The following is an 18864-nucleotide window of genomic DNA, read 5'->3' as shown; positions in this document are numbered from 1 at the left end:
AGTCGTAGTCGTCGGAGTTGGAGTCGTAGTCGTCGGAGTTGGAGTCGTAGTCGTCGGAGTTGGAGTCGTAGTCGTCGGAGTTGGAGTCGTAGTCGTCGGCGTTGGAGTCGTAGTCGTCGGAGTTGGAGTCGTAGTCGTCGGAGTTGGAGTCGTAGTCGTCGGAGTTGGAGTCGTAATCGTCGGAGTTGGAGTCGTAATCGTCGGAGTTGGAGTCGTAATCGTCGGCGTTGGAGTCGTTTCCGTTCCCGTAGTAGTCGTAGTAGTCGTAGTCGTAGTCGTCGTAGTCGTCGGCCTGGGGGAAAACGTCCCACTCACACTGATAAAATCAGTGGCATCGATCAGCGCCGACGGAGTGTTGACCAAAATTGCTAACAGCTTCCCGTCGATCGTAATTACCGTATCTCTGAGATTGGCACCATTACCTTGGCGAACTTGCAATTGACTGAAAGATAAACTGCTCGGCAGCCCAAAGAAATCCTCAGCCTCATTGTAATCAGTAATTAAAACCAAACTTCCCGGGCCGGCTCCCAATCCAAAAATATCACTGCCGCTACCGCCAGTTAGAGTATCGGAACCCTCACCTCCAACCAGAGAATCATTACCCTCTGCCCCAAATAAATTGTCATTGCCAAAACTACCCAAAATTGTATCGTCGCCCAGACCTCCGGCCAAAGAATCATCGCCAAAACCGCCGTCGAGAACATCATTACCTTTGCCACCAAATAGGAAATCATTACCTTCATCTCCCATGAGGCAGTCGTCACCTTGATCGCCGCGAATGGTATCCAAACCGCTGCCACCAGAAAGTGTATCGTCAGCCTTGCCGCCGAATAGTTGGTCGTTGCCGGATTCTCCCAAGAGCGAATCTCTGCCAGCATTGCCATACAAAGTATCGTCACCGTCACTGCCGGCCAAATAGTCGTTGCCATCAAGGCCAAACAGTTGATCTCGCCCGCTACCGCCGTTGAGAGAATCGTTCCCAAAATCCCCGTAGAGATAGTCATCATCACTATTTCCGAACACGGAATCGTCGCCGTCATTCCCTCTGAGGGTATCGTTGCCAGTACCCCCGGCAATCACATCATTGCCTCCGTTACCACGAACCAAGTCGTCCCCTGCATCTCCCAACAAGCTGTCTAACCCGTCGTTGCCATCGAGAGTATCGTTACCCAAACCGCCGCGAATCGAGTCGTCCCCATTGCCACCGGAAAGAAAATCGCGGCCTTGGTTGCCAATGAGCTCGTCATTTCCTTCACCCCCAAGCAGCGAATCTCCTCCATCGCCTCCGAGAAGCTGATCGTTGCCTGCGTCGCCCTCTACGGTATCATCTCCATTCGCGCCCAGCAGTGTGTCATCGCCATCTAAGCCGCGAATTCGATCGCCCTGCGGAGTACCTAGAATAAAGTCGTTGCTGTCCATGCCGATCAGGTTTGCCATAGGGGATACACCGCTCCTCAATAAAATAAATTGTTTAAAGTATGTCAATCGCCTTCGTGACAAGGGATTGCTGCTCGCCTACGTTAGCATAGTTGAGATTTTGGCAATCTGGCGCAGGAGTGCCGGAAATTTTGCCAGTGTCTGGAGTGGTGGCAAATAGGTTCGATCGTTCGCACTTAAAGTCCAATCGCAAAGCAGAAGAGCTTAAAATCGCGATCGTCAAGAATGACGAATGTTCGCTCGGGGGGGACGATCGCACTTCTGACCAATGACCAATGACTAATGACTTTCTTGGCTAACAGGTAACACGATCGCAAATTCAGTCCCCTTTCCCAGATAGGAATTCACCTCAATTGTACCGCCGTGGGTCTCGACCACGATTTGACGGGCGATCGCCAATCCCAACCCCGTCCCTTTACCCACTCCCTTAGTGGTAAACAGGTGGTCGAAGATGCGATTTTTTACCTCGGACGACATTCCCTTGCCGTTATCGGCGATCGTAATTTTGACGCTCTTATCTTCTAAAGAGGTAGTAATGACAATTCGATTGGGAGCCAGTTGAATATCGGCATAACTGCGTCCGAAATTTGATTCATCCAGAGCCTCGATCGCATTTGCCAAAATATTCATAAATACCTGGTTTAACTGTCCGGCATAGCATTCTACCATAGGAATTTTACCGTATTTTTTAACAACTGCTATTTCCGGGCGATTTTCCGACGCTTTGAGGCGATGTTTTAAAATTAAAATAGTGCTATCAATACCTTCATGAAGGTTGAAAGGAATGGGGAGCTCGCTATCGGCACGAGAAAATGTCCGCAAGCTCGTGCTAATGTCTTTAATCCGGTGCGCTCCTTCTCGCATTGAATCAATTAACTTCGGTAAATCTTCGCGGATGTATTCAAGATCGATCGCTGCTATTTCTTCTTGAATTGCCTCGCTGAAACTACCAGATTCTTGCTTGACTAAATCGAGCAAGCCAAACAAATCTTTGATGTAGTCTAAAGCGTGTTGAATGTTGCCGCTAATAAAGCCAACCGGATTGTTAATTTCGTGGGCAACCCCAGCCACCAAGTTACCCAAAGCTGACATTTTTTCGCTTTGTACCAATTGTAATTGAGCAGAGTGAAGTCGATCGTATTGTTGTTTCAATTCTTGATTAGCTTGCTCTAATGCCTGATTCATCGACTGGAGTTGGCGATTCTGTTCGGCTAGTTGTTGAGCTTGTAGAGAATTTTCCTGTTTCAATAGTTTTTGTAAGCGACTGAGTTCTAAATGAGTAGAAATCCGAGCTAAAACTTCCTCTGCTTGAAATGGTTTCGTGATGTAGTCCACTCCACCTACACTAAAAGCTTTCACCTTATCCATCATTTCATCCAAAGCACTGATGAAAATCACCGGAATATCGGCAGTTGATTCGTTAGCTTTGAGATGTTGACAAACTTCGTAGCCATCCATTTGTGGCATTTGAATATCCAGCAAAATCAAACTAGGAGATGATTGTTCAATAACTGCTAAAGCTAACTTGCCGCTGGGAAATGCTCGCGTCAGGTAGCCCTTTTCCTTGAGAAGATTGACAAGCAGATGTAAATTGGCGGGTGTATCATCAATAATAAAAATTTGACCTTTACTCTCGTTCATATTTTACTCCTTTTAGGATATAGCAGCCGCAATTAAGTTCAAAATCTTCTCATATTCAAAGTTATGCAAACTCTTCCCGAGTTCCTCAGCTAAAAACCGATCGCGATTAGCTATTTGTTGCACCAACTCAGCCATCAACTCCTCATCTGAAAACATCACTGCCTCTTGTAGTTGAGCTAATATATCCCTGGGAATTTCTGCCAGCGTCTCTACATTTAAAATTACTTTGGGAGTTTTTATTTTCTCATTTTCATGACTTAAATCTTCATAAACATATTTCACTCCTATCTGCTTATTCATGGCAATAAATATTTCTTGCTCTCGAAACGGTTTTCTCAAGAAATCATCGCAACCCGCCGCTAGTACCACGGCTCTCTCTTCTTCTAATACGCTAGCAGTTAAAGCAATAATTGCCGTTGCTTGACCTTTAGTGTAAGATTTAATTGTTTTAGTCGCCGTGTAACCATCGATCACAGGCATCCGCATATCCATCCAAATTAAATGTGGCTCCCACTCCTGCCAAATAGCCACTGCTTCTTGTCCGTTACAGGCTTCCTGAAGTTCAAATCCCAAGGGAGATAGCAGTTTAATTAATAACTGACGGTTTGTCGGTTTGTCGTCCACAATCAGAATCCGATATCGCGGTTGATTTGGCTCTAGAGCTATGATGCGCCGAGTCGGTTGCTGGGCGACAATATCGCTGGCTTCTACCTCAGTAAGTTGAATATCAAACAGGAAATTCGTGCCTTGTTCTACTACACTTTTTACTGTAATATCTCCCCCCATGAGACGCACGAATTGGCTGCTGATAGGCAAGCCCAAACCCGTACCTTCTTGAGCTTGTTTTCCGGTTTCTGTTTGCGTGAAAGCTTCAAACAAATTCCCAATTTCTTCAGGCCCAATCCCGGCTCCTGAATCTTCGATTTCAAAATGTATGGTGTGGGTTTTGTCGGCAGTTTCTTTAACGGTTACTCTGACGGAAATACCTCCTTCTTGAGTAAATTTGATGGCGTTGTTAATGATGTTAATCAGCACTTGACGCAATTTCACGTCATCGGTACGGACGTAGCGAGGTAGATGGGGTGCTGATTCCATGAGTAACTGCAAACCTTTCTCTTCTGCCTTCATTTCAAACATATCGTGTATGTCCTCAAGTAGCCGATGCAAGTCGAAGTTTTTTTGGTTGAGAGTGGTTTTGCCTGCTTCGATTTTAGACAGATCGAGGACGTTGTTAATTAGGGTGAGCAGGTGTTCGCCACTGCGAGAGATGATGCCGACACTTTCTTGATGTTCGGGAGGCAGAGTTTGAGAGCGAGTCATGATTTGAGAAAAGCCTAGAATGGCGTTGAGGGGAGAGCGCAATTCGTGGCTCATGTTGGCAATAAATGTGCTTTTTGCCTGATTGGCTACGTCGGCTTTTTCTTTAGCTATTACTAATTCTGCTGTTCTTTCTTCTACTCGGTGTTCGAGTTCATTGAAAGAGGTTTTGAGTTGTCCTGCCATCTGATTGAATGAGATAGCTAATTCTCCTAATTCATCAGCGCGATCTAAATCTACAGCCTGACTTAAATCTCCTCGGGCAATAGCTTTAGATGCTTGATTGAGGCGGCGAATTGGTTGTGTCACCCATCGAGCAGTGACAAAACAGACCCCAGTTGCTACTATTAATGCTGCCATGCACAACAGTATAGTTGTCTGAGTATTGGAGTTAATTTGCTCCATGAAATCTGCTTCTGGAACTACTACAATTACTAACCAATCAAGTCCAAAATCATCTTGGAAGGGCATAACTTGAATAAATTGTAGCTGACCAGAGATGGTGAATTCTAGTTGTTGTTCCTGTTTTATATTACTCAAATTGTCAAATTTTTTGGTTAAACTTTGAGCAGTTGCGCTAATTAACTTATCCTTACTGTCTAATGCTTTAAGGCGTTGGGGTTTTGCATCCTTTTGATTTTCTAATGTAAATAGCTGCTGTTTGGTTGAACTTGCTACTAAAAATCCAGATTTTTCGATAATAAAAACCTGCCCTGACCGACCGATTTTGAGATTATTTAGAAATTGACTAATAGCTTTTAACGAAAAAGTAGTACCAATAAAATATTGAATTTTTCTGCTATCATTATAAACAGGCGATATAGCAGTTATCTGCGGTTGGAGGCTAATAAATTCAGGATAAATTTCACTCCAAGCCTGCTTTCTTTTCCGTTCGTCATTAATGAACCAAGGTCGGATATAAGGATTAAATTTTGTGGTACTTTTTTCTAGATTTTCCGTGCGATTTCCCCGAGCATCTATTTTGGAAAAATAAGGGTAAAAGCCTGTATTACTGTTACTCATATAAAATTGCAGTGAATTATCTTTAGCCCTCCGCTCAATTCCAAATAAATCTCCTTGCGCCGAACACAAAGAAATCCAGCTTACATAATCAAAAAACTGCATTTGTTGCCAAAGTAATCGATCGGCTTTTGGATTCTGTTTCTTCAAATCGAAACTCAATTCCCTGCGAGCAATCGCATCTGCATTCAGCCTGTTAATCAGAAAAGGTTTCTCTAGATAATTGTCCAGATACATTTTGACTCGATCGCTAACTTCGCTTCGCAGTTGAGCCGCTACATCATTAACAGCTTTCTGCCCGTTACGCAAGGACAGATAGCTAACCAATCCTACAGCAGCAAATATTTGCAGTACAAAAGGCACAATTAAGACTGTTCGCAGGGAAACTTGCCTGGAAGTTTGAGAAAAAATGTAATTTAACTTTTTGAGTGTCACGATCGCTTACAAGTTGCTAGGATTACTAATTTGATTTTTTTCAAGGATACTCTAAAATTTGGTATTTCGTTCTTGATAGCCAGCAGTTTTCAAAGCACCAGAAAACACAGACAAGTTAGTAGCGTTGTCATCCACGATCGAGATAAACGGTTGGGTTTGGCATGGCATGGGTTTCGGCTTCTATTAAGCGAGGTAGTTTTGGATAAATGTTCGCAGTTGTGGCTCTTCATTACCTTTTATGCTAATTTATTAATTAAACATCATAAATTGCCTGTAAAATCAACGATTCTAGTGGATGGTCGCGAAAGTCAGCACCTCAAATGATAGCCATAACGAATAGACTTATTGACCAGAAAGGGTTTCAGCCAACTTCACGGACACTTTTAGCATAACAAGTAATGAAGAGCCGCAGTTGTTTGAGTTCGCAAGCTTCAGCAAGGCGGATAACTTCTCGGCTAAAAGCCGTCGCATTTGCATCCTGAAGTTCCCCGGCGACTTCGATATCTTCGATCGCCTCGCCCGAACAATTTATATAGATCCCAACTCGATCGATATTTTAACTTGCGGTTGCTGGTATTGTAAACGATCGGGAATTACGCAGACGCGATGGAAAACTGGGTTTTTGACTTGACATTTCAGGACGCATTTCGATCCGCGATCTGCAGTAGATTGCTGGTTTCTGAAGTACATTCAATAGCCTGTAGGGACACGGCATTGCCGTGTCCCTACCTCTGGTATGTCCCGAACATACCTGAAAAATGCTGTAATTTACTTGATGTTTAACATTCTAGGCATCAACTTGTCAAAAATATTATCCCGCATAAATGGGAAGGGTAATGATAAATTCTGTACTTTGTCCTGGAGTAGAATTAACTGTGATATTACCGCCATGTTTTTCGACAATAATTTGACGGGCGATCGCCAATCCCAATCCCGTGCCTTGCCCCACAGCTTTTGTGGTAAATAAATGGTCGAAAATCCGCTCTTTTACCTCGGACGACATTCCCTTGCCGTTATCGGCGATCGCAATTTTCACAGATTCACCTTCTACCATTGTGCGAATAGTAATCCGATTTGGATTGTTTTCAATTGCCGCAAAACTTCGTCCATAATTTGATTCATCTAGGGCATCGATCGCATTGCTGAGCAAATTCATAAAAACTTGGTTCAGTTGACCGGGAAAACATTCGATTTGAGGCAGATTTCCGTAATCGGTGACAACTTCGATCGCCGGACGGTGTTCGTTAGCTTTCAGTCGGTGTTTGAGAATTAAGAGCGTACTGTCAATGCCTTCATGAATATTAAAGGGAACTTTGTAGTCTTTGTCAGCCCTGGAGAAGGTGCGGAGGCTCGTGCTGATGCCGCGAATGCGATCGCACCCTACTTTCATCGACGACAGCATCTTGGGCAAATCTGCTAAGGCATACTCCAAATCAATATCCTCAGCATCTTGTTCGATTTCTTTGCCGGGATTTGGCAGCTTTTCTTGATATAATCTCAAGTGGTTAATCACATCTTTGATGGTAGTCGTTGCTTCGTCAATATTGCCGTTAATAAAGCCGACAGGATTGTTGATTTCGTGGGCGACTCCGGCGACGAGATTGCCCAAGGCGGACATTTTTTCGCTCTGTACGAGCTGTAACTGGGCTTGCTGCAAGTCAAAGAGCGATCGTTCTAATTTTTGGGCATAAGCTTGAGATTGTTGGTACAAGCGGGCATTTTCGAGCGAAATCGCTGCTTGGGCGCACAACATTTGGATGACTTGAGTGCGATCGCCAGTAAATGCCCCAATAGTCAAGTTATTTTCTAGATACAGCAACCCAATTAATTTACCTTGATGCAAAATCGGCGCGCAAAGAAGACTTTTGGGTTTTTGCTCCATCAAATACGGCTCTGCCATAAAATCGTTTTGTGCTGCTGCATTATCCAAAACAACAGTTTTCAAAGTGCGCTTGACGTAGTTAACCGCAGCAGCAGGAACCTCTGCACTAGCTGACAGCGGCACAGACATTGAGATGACATTTTCCTTGATAGAGGCGACAGCTTCGACTGCGAGATTCCCCTGCTTAACCAACAGCAGAACTGCTTTTGTAGCCCCGGCATTTTCGAGCAACACAGACATTAGTGCCGCCTGCAATTTTTCTAATTCAATTTCACTCGATAGAGCTTGGGAGGCTTTAAAAATAGTGTCGAAATCGAGAGCTTCGGAAATACTACTGCTGCTAGATTGAGTTGTTTGGAAGGTTTGATGTAAAACTGAGGATTGATTGATGGTTTGTAGCCGAATTTCGCTGATTGCAGAACGGTTTTGTTTGGTCTGAAATATGGGAGCAAGAAGTTCGGGATAGCGTTGTTCTAAGTCATCAATTTTGGCTTTTGCACCCCAGCGTGCATAACCGTAGTAGGCATTTGCCAAATAATCCTGGGCAATTTTTTCTTTACCCCAGTCTAGATAAAACTTGGCAGCAAGTTCGTTGGCGAGGGCTGCTTCATAGCCATACTCGTGAGTCTGAGCTTGGGCAATAGATTGGTCATACAAATCGATTGCTTCTGATTTTTGCCCGTTGAGCCGGGCTTTTTCTGCTTGGATCAAAAGGCACTTATGCTCAATATTTTCTGGACAATCTTGCTGCCAACGGGTTAACCGTTCTTCCAGAGGTAAGATGGCTTGCCAATGGGACTGACGCTCAGCAGCATCGTCAGCAATCTCAATCAGTGCCAAGTGCATGAGTATGACATAAAAGACACTGGACGGCACTTTGGCATGGCTGGGAACAGTTTCCTCAATGATGTGGAGTTGAGGAATTAATTTTGGATAGGTAGCTTGTTGATTGAACAGGAAAGCATGACGAATTTTGACCGAATAAAACCATGCCAAATGATAGGGCGCGTCGTGATATTTTTGCAAATACTCTGCTTCACTGAACCCTTCATCATCAAAGCTCAAGGGGGTGGTTGTTAACCCCAGAAGATGACGAATGGGTTGCAGCACACCAACGGTGAGGGCATCGAGATTCTCTAAACTTTTAATCTGACGAAGAAACTCTGTATGGGTTTGGGCGATCGCATACAGGTCATTCAAGTTTTTGCCATAGGTCAACCGATCGGAGCCACTTTGGATGATCGTGAAGCCTACGGTCAGCCAGTTCCCAGCATCCATCCCACACTTAAAAGCATTGTCATAGTAGGTATCGGCTGCTTGCAGGGGACGACTCCAACTATGCACATCGGCAGCAAACAGGAAATTGGTCATCCCCCGCACATCAGTATTATCAAATTGTTCACAAAGTCGTATCACTACATTACCAAATTGATAAGCTTGGGCAGCATCTTTGAGTAAGGCATTAGCGATTAGACCGTAACCCACATAGCCAAAGGGAGACATATCGCTGTTGCCGTGCTGTAACGACAAAGTTGTCATCTTAGCTAGTGCAAGTAGCGCCAACGTAGATTGACCATCCAGCCATGCTGCATAGAACAGAATTTGTAATATCCTCAACATTTCTGCAATGGTGTCATTCGTCATCTTTGGCAAACCAAGAATCGATTCAATTGCTTGCTGTTCTAAGAATTGATTGACCGCAGCAATTTGTTCATCGAGGCTGGCTTGGATGCTTTCTGGTTCTATGGGCATTCCCCAGCCCAGCAGTTGGAGGCTTTGGCGTTGAATGGCGATCGCTTCTTTATTGCGACCCTGAAGTTGGTATTGAGTCATCTGCACCCGATAAATCACCGCTTTGTCTAGGGGTGTTTGGGCTTGGGTCAGGGTGACCGCATAGAGTGTTTCTGCTTGGTCGAAATTACCACAGAGATAAGCGGCTTCTGAGGCATCTCGATGTAGGGCGTAGGCTAATTCATAGTCTACCTGCCAAGACTCAGCGGCTAATAAATCAATGCCAATTTCACAATAATTCTGAGCCGCTTGATAGGCGGCTGAAACTTTTGCCTTTTGTCCAGCTTGCAGATTTAACTTAGCCAGTTGGTATTTCTGGACTGGATTGGAGATCGTCGTTCTCCCTAAATTCAGTTGATTAACGATCTCAAAAATCTGTTCAACTTGTTCCTGCGGAGACAGATTCTTTAACAGTAAGTGACCAATTTTCCAGTGTGTCTGTTGTTTTTGGTCATCGGGAATCAGAGAATAGGCGGCTTGTTGGATGCGATCGTGCAAAAATCGATACGTTGGATTGACAGACTCCGGATAAGCTGACTGTTCTGTACCTTGAAAGAACTTATAGACTTGGCTCGTCGGTAGAATTAAGCCCTCTTGCAATGCTTTCCACAATGCAGTTGCGGCATCGGTTTGAGACTGCTCAGAGACGACCGCCAACGTCCCCAAATCAAACTGATTACCCACACAAGCCGCTAATTTGAGTACCTGTTGTGTCTCCAAGGGCAATTTCTGCAATTGCACTGCCATAAACTCAACAACATCATCAGTAAGCGCCAGCGCATTCACTTGGGCAATATCACATTCCCAATAACGGTGATCGCGATCGAACATGATGCAGCCCTCTTCATACAGAGCTTTAAGAAACTGTGTCGCAAAAAAGGGATTACCTTTCGTTTTGCGATCGATTAACTCCGTCAGCGGTTGAGCCAGTTCCCTCGAACAATTCAATGTATCGGCAACCAGATGATTGGTGTCATTAAACGCCAACGGTGCCAGAGTAATTGTGTTAACGATCGCGTTCGCTTTTCTGATTTCTTCTACGGTCAATATAAATGGGTGGATGGGTGAAACTTCATTGTCTCGATAGGCTCCCAACATCAGTAAATAGCTATTGTCACTCATCAATAGTTTGATCAACTGAAGTGAAGCCGAATCTGACCACTGCAAATCATCCAAAAACACCACCAGCGGATGCTCTGCGGTGGTAAAAACTCCAATAAATTTTTGGAATAATAAGTTAAATCGATTTTGTGCTGCACTGCCTGATAGTTCTGTTGCTGCGGGTTGCTCACCAATAATCAGTTCCAGTTCGGGAATTACCTCAATTAAAACTTGTCCGTTGTCTCCAACTTCTGAGAGAATTTTAGCTGTCCACGTTTGCAATTGAGCGTCTGATTCTGATAGCAATTGTCCCATCAAATCCCGCAAGGCTTGGACAAATGCTGAAAATGGAATATTGCGGTTAAATTGGTCGAATTTCCCTTTGATGAAATAACCCCGCTGCCGCACAATTGGTTTGTGGACTTCGTTAACTACAACTGTTTTCCCAATCCCGGAAAAACCAGCTACTAACATCATTTCGACCCCCCTCTGTCCCCCCGAGGTTCGGGGGGATGCAACGCGATCAAAGGCTTCGAGTAGGGTTTTTACTTCGGTTTCTCTCCCGTAGAGCTTCTCTGGTATGATAAAGCGATCGCACAAATCCCTCTGGGCTATGGCAAAACTTCCAATTTGACCACTTTCTTCTAGTTGACTCAAGCACAATTCTAAATCAAATTTTAGTCCTAAGGCGCTCTGATAGCGGTTTTCAGCATTTTTGGCCATCAATTTGCTGACAATCTCCGAGAGTACCTGCGGGATTTCCGGCTTAATTTCATGCAGCGATGGCGGTTGCTTGGCAATATGACAGTGCACCAATTCCATCACATCGTGGGATTGAAACGGCAATTCTCCCGCCAGCAATTCGTAAAAAGTCACGCCCAAAGAGTAAAAATCAGTGCGATAGTCAATGCCGCGATTCATCCTTCCAGTTTGTTCGGGAGACAAATAGCCGAGTGTCCCTTCCAGCACGTTAGGATTCATCAGGGTTTGAGTTTCCCTGGGCAGCAAAGATGCGATGCTAAAGTCAATTAGTTTGAGTTGTTTTGTTTCTGGATTAATTAAAATATTGGCGGGTTTAATGTCTTTGTGAATGATGCGGTGGCGGCAGAGTATATCTAATGTACTGCTGATGTCGATCGCCATTTGCAGAAAATCCCTCAAATTCGGCGCAGTTTCCGCTTGTTCCCTCCATTCCTTCAGAGAGATTCCCCCGAAGTCTTCCATTACCAGCGCATAGCTGTTTTGGTAAGCTTTTAAGCTGTAGGTTTCGATGATTCCGGGTAAATTGAGGTTTTTGGCGATCGTATACTGATTGCGAAATTGCACGAGTTCGCTAAAGCTGGGATACTTGCTGCACAAGACTTTGATGGCGACTGGCTGTTTGTCGCTAGTACGGAAACCTCGATAAACTAGGGTGCGAGTGCCTGAGTAAATGCGATCGACAATTTCATAACCTGTGAATGTAAAATTTTCAGTTGTCATACTTTGATTATCTGCCTCATCCGTAGGCTATTTGTAGCTTAACAGAAGGGAATAGAGTTCCAACTTCCATGATTGTTAAGTAAAATGAACATGACATAGATCGCTCAATTGTTGTGATTCATATCACTAAAACAACGCGCTGCTTAAACTAATCAGATTCTATTTTCATGAAAAACTAAATAGCAGCATCCAGATTGGAATAGTGAATAATAACGTAACGCAGCCAATGCCGATCGCAGTTACGGTCAATTCGCGATCGAGATTAAAAACTTCAGCCAGCAAAGTAGTACCAAAAGCCGGAGGCATTGCCATTTGCAGCACCAGCGAAAGCCGCGGCGCGCCCGTAATGCCAACAAACGTTAAACCCGCGCCAAATACCAAGGGAATTAACAGCATTTTAATTGACAGACAACTCAAAACTTGTTTGAGATTGTGCAAAGAATTCAACTTGCTCAACTGCATCCCGATCGTAATCAAAGATAAACTAATTACAGCCCAAGCACCTGTTGTTAACAAATCTTCGATTGGTGCCGGCAGTGGCAAGCTGCGCGAAACAAATCCCATACCCAGAGCCCACAGTGCCGGATTCTGCAAAATTGCTCGCAGGGGACTTAACCAATGCTGGTGTAGATTGCTGTTACCGCAGCCAGAGGCGATCGCAATTCCGAGTAAATTGATTGCCGTACCAGTGCCCAGCAAGTCATAAAACAACCCCCAAGCAAAGTGTTCCGGGCCCAACAAAGACAAGGTGATGGGAATTCCTAAAAAACCCGTATTACCAAACATCGCCGCTAATAAAAAACTGCCTTGAGTCGGCAAACTCCAAGCAGTTTTGGCTTCCGAGGTATTTTTGCCTGGATTAATAGTCTTGAGACGTTCCTCGCCCCAGCCGAAATTTATCGCAATCCAAGCAAGTCCGCCACCCGCTAGAATTGCCCCGCAAGCTATCAGCGGTGCAATCAAAATAGGGCCAGACAAATTGGCGCGGCGGATAAAAGCAACAATGCTCAGCGGTGTGCCAAAAAAGAACAGAAACTTGGCTAAATATGTAGAATAGCTTCTCGGTAGCAGGCGGCCGAGAATGAATCCAAACGCTACCCATCCGATTAAATTTAGATAGAGTTTGAGCAGCGGATTTGCTAAATTAAGCATTATTGATTAAATATTTTAGGACTGGCGCGGGTGGTCAGAAACCGGGTTTTTACGAAAATATTTCGTTTTTACCCGCAGATTCGGTAAAAAACCCGGTTTCTGTGGCCTTGATGCACACTACTTTTGGCAACTGTTGCTAAGCATTAATGCTTATTTAGCCTAGCAGATAATTTTCCAGACAGGCCTTGACACCGACAAAAGGGCGTGTCAAGATAGTGTTGAGGAATAAATCAACATGGTAAAAAGTATGGCACGGCAAGCAAAACAATCATCTCAGGTCAAAAGTTCCAGCAGCCAAGCAGCCTCGAATAATCGCACCAAATTTACCCTCTACAATTTTGCCGGAAATGAAAAGGCATTCTATTTAGTCGATCGCCTCAATCTCGAAAGAACACCAGGCGATATCCCCGAAAAATCCGTCGCCCACAGCATCATCATTATCGATCGCTCCGGCTCGATGTATTCTGACTTAAAACCGCTGAAAGAAACCCTAGTCAAGCTTTTGACTTTAGACGAATACAACAATTACCAACTAATTGTCAGCCTCATTTCCTACGCTGACAATGGAGACGTAATTTGTCACTTCCAGCGAATTCCCATTCAAGAAGTGACGAAGATTGATTCTCAATACATCAAACAAATTAAAAATATCCAAACCGCTGGCTGTACCTGCATATCGCAGTCGATGCAGCTTGCTAAATCTCTCGTAAAAGCAGGAGAAGTGACAGCAATTAACTTGCACACAGACGGTTATGCAAATGACCCGAGTCCTAATGCCGAAGCGGCAAAACTAGCGGAAATCTGCAACGAACTTAAGGACATGGATGTGTTTGCCAACACGATATCCTATGCTTCTGCTGACTTCAAACTGCTCTCAAAAATCGCCAACACTTTATCGGGAAATTGCATCCGCGCTGGCGAAGTTAAAATGGTTTATGATGCTCTGTACGACAGCACAAAACTGTTAGGTGATTCGGTGGCGCCACCGCTGGAAGAACCGTTAATCAAGGAATACGATTATCAAGTTTTTGTTTCCAAAACTGGCAAAAAAATCAGCGGTTCATCGAGTACGCTGAAAATCTGCGGGCTGAAAGCAGACGATGCGGGACTGTTTTACAAGTATCAGCAAGTCACCAAAGATGAGTATGACAAATTAGAAGTTCCGGTTGCTCAAACTGATGAGTCGGTGTTTGCTTTTGCGAAAGCTAACCTCGCTGACGGCAATTTGAATACGGCGAAGTATGCGCTGGCGAGTACCTTCGATGCTACTTTGACGGAAAAACACGCGAAAGCTTTGACAAATGCTCAACTAGCCGAGTTTACGGAGGATTTGGAACGGGCTGTGTTTGCGCCTGATGTGTTGCAAAATCATGAAATTGGCGATCGGGTAAAAGTCAGCGATAAAATTTCCCTGCTGGAGTTGATCGAGATATTGGAGGAAAACAGCAACAGCATCATCATCAACTTGAAACACTTGCAAGAAAACTATCAGCGCAAAGGTTTGAAGCGAGTTGAAGGAAAGCGAGATGAAAACGGCAACCTTGTCAAGCCTTGGCTGAAAACAGAATTCTTAGATGGCGGCGAATACGTGCGGATGGGTTCATTTGCGATCAATCAAAATACCGCTACCATCAATATGCTGATTACCAGGAAAGTTAAACTGGTAAAAGTTGAGGATGGAAGTGCGATCGCAGAAGTGGCAGGAATTCTGGTGACAGACCTGAATACTTTCAACAACTATACCATTGTCAGCGACGGCGAAGTTAATATCAAGTCGCTGCGAACCAAAATCAGCAGCAAAGCAGTGTTTGATTTGCTCAAAAAATGCGGTGTCCTCCAACAATACGGCTCGCCTGCGGGAGATTTTGACTTCCATTCGGAGTACGATATTAACTTAGACAGTTTGCCGCTAGTGCCGTTTGACGGACGTTACGGCAGCCTTGACGGAGTGTTTGAGGAACTCGCAAACATTAAAATTCTCTCCAGCATTCTCTCGGCTCATTTGAAGGAAGCATCCGAGAGTTATACGGCTCAACAGTTGGAAGAGTTGAAACAGCACTATCTGTCGAAAAGCCTTTACCTCAACTTTCCAACGACGACGGAGTACACAGAGTTGAAAAGTGCGATCGCGAATGGTACAGTAGATTCGCGAGTCAGCTACAAAATCGACATCGGCAGCAAAAACATCCTCAACTTCGGCAAACTGCACTCAGCCAACAAATTTCTCGATCGCCTGTACGAAGTTTACCACAAAAACACGGGCGAAAAGCTGGCAAAACCGACATTTCACATCACCTTAGATGAGCCTGTCGTCTTCGCACACAAAACAGTTTCATCCCGCACCAAAATCACCAAAGTTGACGACTTAATGAAACAAATTTTCGATGACTTTTTGGGATTGGAGAATAACGGAATTGTTAGCGCTACCTTAGCCAAAGTTGGTGCAGACAGCTTGCTGCGGCTTCTGCAAGCAAAATGGCAGGAAGAAGATGTCAAGCGAGACGAATTTGTCGCTGCTTTAACCCGTGCAAACGAGCAACTGGAAACCTACGCCGAAAAAGTGTATGCTGAGAAAGTTTCGCCGCTAGTTTTCTACATCGGTTCAACCGGACTTATTCCCGATGAAATGGAAGCGAAGGCGGCGACTGCTGAGGAAATTAATGCTAAATACGGCAACTTGCAATTCTCTAAAGATGAGCAAGAGGGGATGTTTTTTGAAGTCGGCGACTGCATAATTAGCGTGTACGCTAAAAATGAGTATTTCACGGTAGGAAAGTAGGAACAAAGGTTCGCAGTCAGGTACGTAGTTGCGCTTCAGCGCTCTTTCATACATAAGATAAAGAGCGCTGAAGCGCAACAACATACCTTTGCGGGATTATTTTTTAGGTACGTAGTTGTGCTTCAGCGCTCTTTCATACATAAGATAAAGAGCGCTGAAGCGCAACAACATACCCAAGATATTACTTAAAACGGGATTTCCTCATCTTCATCTTCCACAGTATTAGCCGTCATCCGCCAACTGGTAATATACTCAATTTGCACATCAATTGTGTTAATTGCATCCCCCAACTGCTTTTGGATGTATTGAGTCAGCGTCACCATAAAATCCAACTCAACTCCCGCAGATTGCACAAGTTTAGCCAAGCTAGCAAAATCTACCTTCAAAATCGAAGAACTGGATAACTTAAAATCAGGAGTATTGCTCTTATTTTGCACCAACATTGCTTTTTTAATCCGTTCTTTCAGATGCTCAACTTCCGAATCCAGCAACTTCCATTCAGGCAAAATTTCTTGATACCTTTTCCCCAACGCTGTTAAATCTTCACTCTCCGGTTCCGGGACAATTTTCTTAGTAGTAGATTTTCGCCGCTGCTGTACATTAGAATTCAACCGCCAACTAGCAATATCCTCAACTTGCAAAGATGGATGAGAGATGACTTCCCCTAATTGTTTTTGAATTTCTTTCGTCAGCGTCACCGGAAAATTTAACTCAATTTGCTGAGTTTGTGTCAGTTTCGCCAGCGTCATAAAATCAACTTTCATAGTTATCGAACTGGAAAGCTGAAAACAAGAACTATCTTTGAGCTTTTGTGCCATCATTCCTGCTTTAAATCGTTCTTTGACTTCAGCTATTTCTGAATCAAGCGGCTTCCACTGAGATTCTATTTGCTGATATTTTTTCCCCAAGGATATCAAGTTTTCCGTTGCGGGTTCGGGGTAAGATTCGGCAAGGATTTCTAGCAAGCGGCTGTGCACTTTAGCTAAATAAACCGCGTCCATCTTGGCATATTCTAGCTGCTTCTGGGTCAGGGGACGCTTTCCCCAATCGCCACTTTGTTCTGTTTTATCTACATAAGTAATGCCGCAAAGTGTTTCGATTAATGTTTTGAGTTGTCGGTTGGGTAAGGGCAGGATATAAGCTGGAATCTGTCTCGACATTTTTAATGTACAAGTGACATTTTTGGCGTCGTCATTACCCAAAAATCTGATGTCATAGCTGGCGGTGTGGAAGACTTTTTCAATATTTGGATTTAGCATGATTTGGTTGATGAAGTCTTTTGCCAATTCCGGTTTATCCAAAACATCTAGTAGAAACGTGGCATCTCCTGTCGTATCGGTGGAGTCTGCTAATACTTGAATCAGGGATAATCTGGGGTTCGATTTATAGTCTGCTATTTCTGTATCAACCCACAGGGTTCTAGCTTGGGAAATTTTAGCGATTAGTGCTTTGATGTCGTTTGCTGCTGTTAAATAAGGCATTTTTACAGACTTTTGCTATTAACTTTAGGCTTATATTATGCTATAGCAATTATCGGATCGATTGTCAAGTATTTTTCTGCTCTTATCTTCTTTAAATCAGAGGTAAAAATTGATTAATTCTGACTTCGTGCTAGTGTCGGCGTTATCATCCCGTTGTTCATCGCATTTTCCCAAGTTCATTAAAATTAATCTTGTCGCCAAATCTTGATAGTTTCATCTGAACCACCACTAAAAAGCGTCTGTCCATCCGGGCTGATGGCGACAGAATAAAGTGGTTCAGAATGCCCAGTGAGTGTGTGAAGCCAGTGAGTGTGTGAAGTTCCTTCCCTGTACTTACCTGCCAAATCTTGATAGTTTTATCAACACTACCACTAAAAAGCGTCTGTCCATCCGGGCTAATGCCTAAGAAGCTAACTTTTTGAGAATGTCCAATGAGACTGCGAAGTTCCTTCCCTGTACTTACCTGCCACATCTTGATAGTTGCATCCCAACAACCACTAAAAAGCGTCTGTCCATCCGGGCTAATGGCTAGAGAGCAAACTCGTTCAGAATGTCCAATGAGACTGCGAAGTTCCTTTCCTGTACTTACCTGGCAAATATTGATAGTTTCACGATCAAAAAAAACACTAAAAAGGGTCTGTCCATCCGGGCTGATGGGGAGGCTATTAACAAATGGAGAACGATCAATGAGAAGAGTGCGAAGTTCCTTCCCTGTACTTACCTGCCACATCTTGATAGTTTGATCAAAACTACCACTAAAAAGCGTCTGTCCATCCGGGCTGATGGCAAGGGAGCAAACTAGTTCAGAATGTCCAGTGAGAGTGCGAAGTTCCTCGCGTGTACTTACCTGCCACATCTTGATAGTTTTATCAAAACCACCACTAAAAAGCGTCTGTCCATCCGGGCTGATGGCAAGAGAGCAAACTCGTTCAGAATGTCCAGTGAGGGTATGTACACACCTCCATTTCTGAGCTTCTTTTTTCGGTTTTTCTAACGGCCCATAACTCCAAAAGCGATTTATTTCATTAGAGTCACTACTGCTAGAAATGCTGTTTGATTTTACTATCCTCTCAATTATATTCTTAGGGTCTTGAGAGAGATACTGTGCTACCATTAAAAAATCAAATCCTATGTCCTCGATCGCACTAGCAGCAGACCATTGAATTAAATCACTCGATCCCGATTCAGCTTTCTGACTCAGTAACTCCAATAATTCCTGACTTTCCTGGATTCTGGCTTTCGTCTCAGGATGAGTAATTTTGCCAAAAGCTTGAATAGTCAACGCTAAAAGTGTTTCTAATTTAATCGCTCTTAGGATATCAATAAAAGCGTCGAGCGGTGGTTCG

Annotated in this window: 10 protein-coding genes and 1 pseudogene; 2 read left to right on the top strand and 9 right to left on the bottom strand. The window is 44.0% G+C overall.

All coding sequences use genetic code 11. From position 1 onward, the window contains the following. From JGK20_RS21430 to JGK20_RS21415, 4 genes are all read right to left on the bottom strand, one after another. A partial coding sequence (locus tag JGK20_RS21430; protein WP_293232065.1) for a calcium-binding protein occupies positions 1–1437 on the bottom strand: 1437 nt, incomplete at its 3' end. A 34-nt stretch (positions 1438–1471) separates the two neighbouring features. Further along, positions 1472–1696, bottom strand: a complete 225-nt coding sequence (locus JGK20_RS21425) for a hypothetical protein (protein ID WP_293179753.1) — start codon at positions 1694–1696, stop codon at positions 1472–1474. A gap of 20 nt (positions 1697–1716) precedes the next feature. Then, positions 1717–3078 carry a response regulator gene (locus JGK20_RS21420; protein WP_293179750.1) on the bottom strand — a complete coding sequence of 454 codons (1362 nt, stop codon included), beginning with the start codon at positions 3076–3078 and terminating at the stop codon, positions 1717–1719. 12 nt (positions 3079–3090) lie between these two features. Then, positions 3091–5850, bottom strand: coding sequence for a hybrid sensor histidine kinase/response regulator (locus tag JGK20_RS21415; protein ID WP_293179747.1), 2760 nt, complete (start codon positions 5848–5850; stop codon positions 3091–3093). A gap of 412 nt (positions 5851–6262) precedes the next feature. Here JGK20_RS21415 and JGK20_RS21410 point away from each other — a divergent pair, with 412 nt between their 5' ends. Next, entirely contained in the window at positions 6263–6481 is a 219-nt protein-coding gene (locus JGK20_RS21410) for a hypothetical protein (RefSeq protein ID WP_293179744.1), read from the top strand. A gap of 180 nt (positions 6482–6661) precedes the next feature. Here JGK20_RS21410 and JGK20_RS21405 read toward each other — a convergent pair whose 3' ends face one another. Continuing rightward, positions 6662–12106, bottom strand: coding sequence for an ATP-binding sensor histidine kinase (locus JGK20_RS21405; RefSeq protein WP_293232063.1), 5445 nt, complete (start codon positions 12104–12106; stop codon positions 6662–6664). A 165-nt stretch (positions 12107–12271) separates the two neighbouring features. Next, positions 12272–13258: an AEC family transporter gene (locus JGK20_RS21400; protein WP_293219191.1), complete on the bottom strand. Its 987-nt coding sequence runs from the start codon at positions 13256–13258 to the stop codon at positions 12272–12274. Between the two features lie 247 nt (positions 13259–13505). On the opposite strand from JGK20_RS21400, the gene JGK20_RS21395 reads away from it, so the two are divergent. Beyond that, positions 13506–16037 (top strand): VWA domain-containing protein, encoded by a 2532-nt coding sequence (locus JGK20_RS21395; RefSeq protein ID WP_293232061.1) that lies wholly within the window; start codon positions 13506–13508, stop codon positions 16035–16037. A 185-nt stretch (positions 16038–16222) separates the two neighbouring features. Here JGK20_RS21395 and JGK20_RS21390 read toward each other — a convergent pair whose 3' ends face one another. From JGK20_RS21390 to JGK20_RS21380, 3 genes and pseudogenes are all read right to left on the bottom strand, one after another. Then, positions 16223–17518: a ribonuclease D gene (locus JGK20_RS21390; RefSeq protein ID WP_293232059.1), complete on the bottom strand. Its 1296-nt coding sequence runs from the start codon at positions 17516–17518 to the stop codon at positions 16223–16225. A gap of 185 nt (positions 17519–17703) precedes the next feature. Further along, on the bottom strand, positions 17704–17862 hold the full coding sequence (locus JGK20_RS21385) for a WD40 repeat domain-containing protein (RefSeq protein WP_293232067.1): 159 nt from the start codon (positions 17860–17862) through the stop codon (positions 17704–17706). A 50-nt stretch (positions 17863–17912) separates the two neighbouring features. Further along, a pseudogene (locus tag JGK20_RS21380) lies at positions 17913–18632 on the bottom strand (WD40 repeat domain-containing protein); the annotation flags it as partial. Positions 18633–18864 lie beyond the last annotated feature (232 nt).

The organism is Microcoleus sp. PH2017_05_CCC_O_A, from assembly GCF_020738785.1.
In the GTDB taxonomy this organism is placed as follows: Bacteria; Cyanobacteriota; Cyanobacteriia; order Cyanobacteriales; family Microcoleaceae; genus Microcoleus.
The sequence above is the reverse complement of the archived record's forward strand: the minus strand, read 5'-3'. Positions and strand labels throughout refer to the sequence as shown.